This window comes from Streptomyces spiramenti (assembly GCF_012034385.1).
Classification (GTDB): Bacteria; Actinomycetota; Actinomycetes; order Streptomycetales; family Streptomycetaceae; genus Streptomyces; species Streptomyces spiramenti.
This window is the reverse complement of the sequence record NZ_JAAVJB010000258.1, coordinates 1-6,328: the sequence shown is the minus strand read 5'-3', so window position 1 is coordinate 6,328 and position 6,328 is coordinate 1. Positions and strand designations below refer to the sequence as shown.

Annotated in this window: 6 protein-coding genes; 5 read left to right on the top strand and 1 reads right to left on the bottom strand. The window is 74.1% G+C overall.

Annotation, left to right across the window (positions count from 1 at the left end; all coding sequences use genetic code 11):
* The first annotated feature begins 210 nt into the window (after positions 1-210).
* The 3 genes from HCJ92_RS20975 to HCJ92_RS20965 all read left to right on the top strand — a co-directional run bounded on the left by HCJ92_RS20975 (position 211) and on the right by HCJ92_RS20965 (position 2,625).
* Entirely contained in the window at positions 211-438 is a 228-nt protein-coding gene (locus tag HCJ92_RS20975) for a cation:proton antiporter regulatory subunit (RefSeq protein ID WP_167935179.1), read from the top strand.
* 9 nt (positions 439-447) lie between these two features.
* The gene (locus tag HCJ92_RS20970) at positions 448-1,932 is read left to right on the top strand and encodes a cation:proton antiporter domain-containing protein (protein WP_167935178.1); all 1,485 of its coding nucleotides are present in this window, start codon (positions 448-450) and stop codon (positions 1,930-1,932) included.
* Positions 1,933-2,073: 141 nt separating this feature from the next.
* Complete coding sequence (locus HCJ92_RS20965; RefSeq protein WP_167935177.1) at positions 2,074-2,625, top strand: DinB family protein; 552 nt, start codon at positions 2,074-2,076, stop codon at positions 2,623-2,625.
* Positions 2,626-2,647: 22 nt separating this feature from the next.
* On the opposite strand, the gene HCJ92_RS20960 is transcribed toward HCJ92_RS20965, so the two are convergent.
* Entirely contained in the window at positions 2,648-3,742 is a 1,095-nt protein-coding gene (locus HCJ92_RS20960) for an NADH-quinone oxidoreductase subunit D (RefSeq protein ID WP_245241059.1), read from the bottom strand.
* 215 nt (positions 3,743-3,957) lie between these two features.
* On the opposite strand from HCJ92_RS20960, the gene HCJ92_RS20955 reads away from it, so the two are divergent.
* Entirely contained in the window at positions 3,958-4,455 is a 498-nt protein-coding gene (locus HCJ92_RS20955; RefSeq protein ID WP_167935175.1) for a PH domain-containing protein, read from the top strand.
* The coding region (locus HCJ92_RS20950; RefSeq protein WP_167935174.1) for a PH domain-containing protein at positions 4,455-6,328 on the top strand (1,874 nt) is incomplete at its 3' end. The genes HCJ92_RS20955 and HCJ92_RS20950, both read left to right, overlap by 1 nt.

Sequence of the window (6,328 nt, the reverse complement as noted above, 5' to 3'; positions counted from 1 at the left end):
AAGTCGAGCAAGGTGCACCTGCGCCAGTTCGGCGAGAAGGCGCCCGAGAACGACGCCATGCTCGTCGGCATCGGTGGGACGCTTCTTCGTGCGGCGGGTGGTCCGCCGTCCGGTGACCGTCGGCCCGCGCGGCCGGTCAGCCCCTCGGGCACGCCACCGGCACCGTGCGGGCGGCCGTGGGGGACGCCCGCGTCGCGCCGAGGAGCTGCGATGGGACAGGGCGTGCACGTCACCGAGCTGCCGGGCGTCGGCACCCGGTACGACGTCGATCTGGCCGACGACGAGAACCGGGTGTCCGTGGTGGTGCGCCCCGGCGGGACCCGCTACCTGTACGTCTTCGCGACGCGGTCGGCCGAGCCGACCGCGGTGCTGGAGCTGACCGACGAACAGGCCCGCAAGCTGGCCGCGGTGCTCTCCGCGACCTTCTACGAGGGCTGAGGGCGGGCGGTGCACGCCGACCTGGTCGGCCTGGGCGCGGTGCTGCTGCTGGCGGCGCTGGTCGCCCGGGGCGCGCGACGGCTGGGGCTGCCTTCGGTCCCCTGCTACATGCTGGTCGGGATCCTCCTGGGGCCGGGCACGCCCGGTCCGGTGCTGATCGAGCACCCCGAGGACCTGTCGGTGCTGGCAGCGCTGGGGCTGGTGCTGCTGCTGTTCCACCTGGGCGTGGAGTTCCCGCTGGAGCAGGTGGTCGGCGGCGGGCGGCGGCTCTTCCTGGCGGCGGCCTGCTACATCGGGCTGAACATCACCGCGGGGCTGGTCTTCGGGTTCTCGCTCGGCTGGGGCGGCGCGGAGGCGCTGGTGGTGGCGGGCGCTCTCGGCATCTCCTCCTCGGCCATCGCGACCAAGCTGCTGATCGAGCTGCGGCGGCTCACCAACGCCGAGACACCGGTGATCCTGGGGATCATCGTCATCGAGGACCTGTTCCTCGCCTTCTACCTCGCGCTTCTCTCCCCGGTGCTCTCCGGGGCGGACTCGCTGGGCGCCCTGGCCGGGCACATCGCGCTCAGCTTCGGCTTCCTCGTGGCCCTGTTCGCCGTGGCGCGCTGGGGCGCGCGGGCGGTGGGCGGGTTGATCGGGAGCCGCGAGGACGAGCTGCTGGCCGTCGCGGCGATCGGCCTCGCGGTGCTGGTGGCGGGGGTCTCCGACGAAGTGGGGGTCTCGGACGCCATCGGGGCGCTGATGGTGGGGCTGGTCGTCTCGCGCACCCGGTTCCGGGAGCGCGTGGAGCGGATCGTGCTGCCGCTGCGGGACGTGCTGGCGACGGTCTTCTTCGTGGCGTTCGGTCTGACCATCGACGTGGGCGACCTGGGCGGTGTCGCCGTCCCCGCGCTGCTCGCGGTGGTCGTCACGGTGCTGACCAACGTGACGGCCGGGGTCCTGGCGGCGCGGTTGTTCGGATTCAACCAGCGGGGCGCGGCCAACATCGGGCTGACGGTGCTGGCGCGGGGCGAGTTCTCGCTGATCCTCGTGACGCTGGCGATCGCCGCCGGGCTGGACGAGCGGCTGGGGCCCTTCGTCGCGCTGTACGTGCTGCTGCTCGCGGTGACCGCGCCGCTGCTGGCGGCGGGGTCGCGGTACCTGGCGCGGGTGATGCCGGACCGGCTGCTGCGGTCGGACTGGACCTACGTGCGGGAGGAGACGATCAGCACCTCCTGCACCCATCTGGACCAGATCCGCGTCACCGACACCGACGCCGTCTCCTGCGCGGGCTGCGAGGAGCTCGGGACCGACTGGGTGCAGCTGCGGTTGTGCACGACCTGCGGCCACGTCGGCTGCTGCGACGACTCGCCGCACCAGCACTCGCGGCGGCACGCCGAGGAGGCCCGGCATCCGGTGATCCAGTCCGCCGAGCCGGGTGAGGACTGGCGGTTCTGCTTCGTCGACGACACCCTCGTCCGCGCCCCGATGGGACGTTCCCGCGACAAGGGCTGAGGTGGACCGGCTGCTCGTCCGGGGCCGGCCGGCACCCCGCGGCGCGGCGGTCCGTGCGGTGCCGCGGTCCGTGCGGTGCGGCCGGTCAGCCGGCGGGATAACCGGTGGCCGGGTGCGGGCCCGGGTGGCAGGGTGCGCGGCATGGAGAGCCACGCCGACGCCGCCCGCCTCGCCCTGCTGCGGAACCAGTTCGACCTCACCTGGGCGCTGCTGGAGTACCACGTGGACCGACTGGAGGAGGCGGACGTGCACTGGCGGCCGGCGCCGCTGTGCTGGGGGGTGCGGCAGGACGCCACCGGGCGGTGGGTGCCGGACTGGGCCGACTCCGAGCCCGACCCGGTGCCGGTGCCGACGGTCGCCTGGCTGACCTGGCACGTGGACTGGTGGTGGACGACCGCGTCGCGACTGCTGCGCGGCGAGGAGCCGCCGGCCCGGGAGGCCGTGGTCTGGGCGGGCAGCAGCGCGGCGGCGGTGGCCCGGCTGGCCGTGCTGCGCGAGGAGTGGTCCGAGGCGCTGGCCTCCCTGCCGCCGGGCGGCCTGGACGCGGAGGCGCCGTTCCCGTGGCCGCCGGGGTCCGACCGGACCGTCGCCGACACCGTCGCCTGGGTCACCGCGGAGCTGATGAAGAACGCGGCGGAGATCGGACAGCTGCGGCTGCTGCGCGCCGCAGGGGCGCGACCGACCGGGGGGTGACCGCTGCCGGGCGGTCGGGCGGCTACTTGTCGATGTCGCCGACGACGAAGAAGAACGATCCGAGGATCGCGACCATGTCGGCGACCAGCGTCCCGGGCAGCAGGTCCACCAGGGCCTGGATGTTGTTGAACGACGCGGAGCGCAGCTTCAGCCGGTGCGGGGTCTTCTCGCCCTTGGAGACCAGGTAGTAGCCGTTGAGCCCGAGCGGGTTCTCGGTCCAGGCGTAGGTGGCGCCCTCCGGCGCCTTGAGCACCTTCGGCAGCCGCTGGTTCACCGGCCCCGGCGGCAGCTCGGCGAGCCGGTCCAGGCAGGCGTCCGCGAGTTCGAGCGCGTTGCGGGTCTGCTCCAGCAGCACCTCGAACCGGGCGAGGCAGTCGCCCTCCGACCGGACCGCCACGCGCAGCACGTCGCCGAGTTCGCCGTACGCCAGGTAGGGCTCGTCGCGGCGGAGGTCGAAATCCACGCCGCTGGCGCGTGCGATCGGCCCCGACACGCCGTAGGAGCGGGCGACGGCCGGGTCCAGCACGCCGACGCCCCGGGTACGGGAGCGGAACACCTCGTTGCCGAGGACCAGGTCGTCGAAGCGGCCGAGCCGACCGCGGACACCGGCGACGGCGTCCCGCGCCCGGCCGGTCCACCCGGCGGGCAGGTCCTCCTTGAGCCCGCCGACCCGGTTGAACATGTAGTGCATCCGCCCGCCCGACAGCTCCTCCATGACGTGCTGGAGGTCCTCCCGCTCGGTGAACGCGTAGAACATCGGGGTGATGCCGCCGAGTTCCAGCGGGTAGGAGCCCAGGAACATCAGGTGGTTCAGCGCGCGGTTCAGCTCCGCGAGCAGGGTGCGCAGCCAGACGGCCCGCTCGGGCACCTCCATGCCGAGCATCCGCTCCACGGCCAGCACCACGCCCAGCTCGTTGGAGAAGGCGGACAGCCAGTCGTGGCGGTTGGCGAGCACGATGATCTGGCGGTAGTCGCGGGCCTCGAACAGCTTCTCCGCACCTCGGTGCATGTAGCCGACGACGGGCTCCGCCCGGGAGATGCGCTCCCCGTCGAGGACCAGCCGCAGCCGCAGCACGCCGTGGGTGGACGGGTGCTGCGGTCCGATGTTCAGCACCATGTCGGTGCTCTCGGCGGCGCCGCCGACCCCCACCGTGGTGGTGCCGGCGTCGCCCGCACCGTGCAGTCCGGTCACGGGGTGCGGGGCCCCGGCCCCGGTGGTCGTCTGCGCCATGCGGGCCAGTCTGGCAGCTTCACGCGGGTGCGGGAGCCCCCGGCGCCCGGCCGGAAGGTAACGCCCTGCTGAAGCCCGGCGGAGCGCCGTAAGCTCGTGGCATGGACAGCATGGTGCGGGAGCCGGTCGACCCTCCGGCCGAGAAATGGCAGCGGGTCAAACCCGCCCTGTTGACCGTCTGGCGGTTGGTGGCGCTGATCTGGCTGGTGCCGCCGCTGCTGGTCGCGGCGATCCTCCCGGCGGCGCTGGGCGCGCCCGCCTGGTCACTGCTGGCGCTCGCGCCGCTGCTGACGGGGGTGTGGCTGTGGTGGGTGCTCGGCCGCCATCAGCGCTCCTGGCGGTATCGGGAGCGCGAGGACGACCTCCTCATCAGCAAGGGCGTGCTGTGGCGGCAGATGATCGTGGTGCCCTACGGCCGGATGCAGCTGGTGGAGGTCACCTCCGGTCCGCTGGACCGCAAGTTCGGCCTCGCACGCCTCCAGCTCCACACCGCGGCGGCGGCCACGGACGCCACCATTCCCGGGCTGGACCCCGACGAGGCGGAGCGGCTGCGCGACCGGCTGACCGAGCTGGGCGAGTCCCGGTCGGCGGGGCTGTGATGGCCGAGGACGACGACACCCGCCCGGCCGCACCGGGCCCCGGCCGCAGCCCGGCCGGCACCGACGACGCGCCCCCCTTCCGGACGTCGGGGGCGGAGCACCCCCGACAGGGGACCGACGACGACGGCGGCCCCGGTCCCGGTCCCGGTCTCGATGACGACGGCAGCGGCCACAGCGACCGCGACGACGAGTCGGCGGCCGTACCCGCCGGTGAGCGCAGCGAGGCGGGCCCCGGCACCACGACCGGTCCCGGCACCACGACCGAGGAGGGAGCGGGAGCGTCGCCGGAGCCGGCGGCGGCCGATGCCGGGGCGAAGGAGACCGACCCGGCCGAGGCGTTCCCCGACGGGCAGGGCGAACGCCTGCACCCCGTGACGCCCTGGCGGCGCGCGTGGGCTCCGTTGGCGGGCCTGGCCGCGCTGGCCTTCAACAACCCGCAGCACCTGCGCAACCTGGCCGAGCTGGGCCTGGGGCCGCTGCTCCTCGTCCTGGCGGGCATACTGGCCGCCGCCGCCCTCTACGGGTTCCTCTCCTGGCGCGTGACCCGGTTCCTCGTGACCGACACGGAACTGCGCATCCGCACCGGCCTGTTGTTCCGCCGCAGCGCGCATCTGCGCCTGGACCGCATCCAGTCCATCGACCTCAGCCGCCCGTTGCTGGCACGGCTGGTGGGCGTGGCCAAGCTCAAGATGGAGGTCGTCGGGGCCGGTTCCTCCGACGAGTTGGCGTTCCTGGGCGAGGCCAAGGCACGCGAGCTGCGCGCGGAGCTGCTGGCCCGAGCGGCCGGTATCACCCCGGACGCGGCACGGACCGCCGGCGAGGCCCCCTCCCGGCAGCTGCTCCGGGTGGAGACCGGGACGCTGGTGAAGTCCCTGCTGCTGCTCGGCTCGGGCTGGTCCGCCCTGCTCTTCGTCCTGCTGGTCGGGCCGGGTATGTACCTGTTGACCGACAGCATCTTCGCCACCCTCGCGGTCTGCGTGCCGTTCATGGCCGTCGTCTGGCAGGCCGGTATCGGCGGCTTCCTGACGCAGTACGACTGGACGGTCAGCGAGTCGCCGGACGGGCTGCGGCTGGACCACGGCCTGTTGCAGCGCGACCACGCGACGGTGCCCCCGGGGCGGGTGCAGTCGGTGGAGATCATCGAACCGTTGCTGTGGCGATCCCGCGGCTGGGCGCGGCTGGAGATCGAGGTGGCGGGCGAGGGCGTCGAGAACGGCATGCTGGTGCCGGTCGCCAGCCGCGCGGAGTGCGCGCGGCTGATCGCCCGTTTCCTGCCGGACGTCTCGATCGACGAGGCGGTGGCTTCGGTCCGCCCGTCGCCCCGGCGAGGGCGCTGGGCGGTCCCGATCTGGTACCGGGGCTACGGCCACGGCGTGACGGACACCGTGTTCGTGGCGCGTCGGGGGCGGCTCAAGCGCATCCACACCCTCGTGCCGCACGCCAAGGTGCAGAGCATCCGTCTCAGCCGGGGCCCCTGGATGCACCGCCTGCGCTTGGCCGATCTCCAGGTCCACCACGGCGGCAACGGGACGGCCGCCGCCCGGCTGATGGATCTGGAGCACGCCCGCGAGGAGATCGCGGCGCAGGCAGAACGCTCCCGGCTGGGCCGCCGCTCGGCCGCCCCGGAACGCTGGCTGACCGGCGGCACGGCCCCGGACGGCACCGGGTCGAGCGGCACCGGGTCGGACGGCACCGGGTCGAGCGGCACCGGGTCGGACGGCACCGGGTCGAGCGCGACGGAAGAGCCGGACGCTGCGGAGAGGCCGCAGGCCGGGCCGGACGTCGTTGCGGCAGCGGACAGCGAGCGCGCGTCCGCCTCCACCGGGTCGCCGCACCCCGCGGGGCCACCGGCCACCGAGCCACCGGCCACGGG